Source organism: Actinoplanes campanulatus, assembly GCF_014647795.1.
Taxonomy (GTDB): domain Bacteria; phylum Actinomycetota; class Actinomycetes; order Mycobacteriales; family Micromonosporaceae; genus Actinoplanes; species Actinoplanes campanulatus.
In genome coordinates this window covers 1-713 of record NZ_BMPW01000085.1, presented here as the reverse complement: position 1 = coordinate 713, position 713 = coordinate 1, and the positions used below count along the sequence as shown (strand labels likewise).

General features: G+C 67.7%; 1 protein-coding gene. It reads right to left on the bottom strand.

Annotated features, from left to right (window positions below; translation table 11 throughout):
- Positions 1 to 297: 297 nt before the first annotated feature.
- Positions 298 to 713 (bottom strand): hypothetical protein (locus IEZ13_RS46160; protein ID WP_229795831.1); only part of this gene is annotated, 416 nt, incomplete at its 5' end.

Genomic DNA, 713 nt, shown 5'->3' with positions numbered 1-713 from the left:
ATGCCGCCCTGCACAGGGCAGACCCCCGTCAAGGGTGCGGCGGAGCCGCATCACGTAGTGACGCGAAGCGCCCTTGACGGGGGTCTGAGCTGTGTGAGAATCACGGCGTCAGGGGGAGGGGGAACCCTGCACCCAACTAGGCCGTGCACGGGCCGCACTAGCGCGACCGCAACGTGTCCTGATGACGTGACGGTGCGGCCGGTGTGCGGGCGGTCACCGGGGGTCCCGCTGTCCACCTGTGGGCGGGTCCGGCTCCGGCGATAGCCGGAGCCGTCCACAGGTGGTCAGGGGGTGACGCTACGCACCTACAGAGGGACCCTCGCCACCGTTTACGGTGGCGTCGACTGGACCACTCTCGGAGGGCGCAGACGCCGGCCGGGCCGAGGTCGTCGACATGGACGACCGCCCCGAGGAGCGCCGGCGCGTACGCTTCTTTTTCTCAGGTTCCGAGTATCCGATCTTGCGCAGTTCCTCGATCGACCAACCGGCGCTCAGCGCCGCGTTGTACGCCTTCACGTCGGCCCGCTCAGCCTCGCGCACGCGTTCGGTGATTTTTGCCTGTAGCTCGGCCAGCTCGCGCTCCGTGACCTTGCGGACGTCCGCGAGGTTCTGGCGCGCTTCACCGACGCCGCGGATGGCGTTGATCCGGTCCTCTTGTGCGCGCTTGGCGCGCTCGATCGCTTCTTCAATGCTCGGTTCTTTGCTCATGTCTC